1 protein-coding gene is annotated in these 234 nt (G+C 35.5%); it reads left to right on the top strand.

Annotated elements, in window-relative coordinates; genetic code table 11:
- On the top strand, nt 1–232 hold a 232-nt coding region (locus tag F1003_RS19255; RefSeq protein WP_202913951.1), incomplete at its 5' end, for a hypothetical protein.
- Nucleotides 233–234: the final 2 nt, after the last annotated feature.

Below are 234 nucleotides of genomic sequence, written 5' to 3'. Positions count from 1 at the left end.
CTTTTTATTCTTTAGTTTGGGGCAAATGATTGAGCAGCTCGACCGTCAAATCCGCCTGAAACAAGATGCACAAAATACTTTAGTTGAAATAGAAAACATCGTTATGTTGTTAAAAGAAATGGGCTGGCTAAATTTGGCACAAGCTTGGCTAGAGCTCAAATCACAACCTGATGCGATGAGTTTTTATCATTTTAGTGATTATATTCAACAATTGTTTGAGGTTGATGTATGAAA

The sequence above is a fragment of the Winogradskyella ouciana genome (assembly GCF_009709615.1).
In the GTDB taxonomy this organism is placed as follows: domain Bacteria; phylum Bacteroidota; class Bacteroidia; order Flavobacteriales; family Flavobacteriaceae; genus Winogradskyella; species Winogradskyella ouciana.
This window is presented reverse-complemented; position numbering and strand designations above follow the sequence as displayed.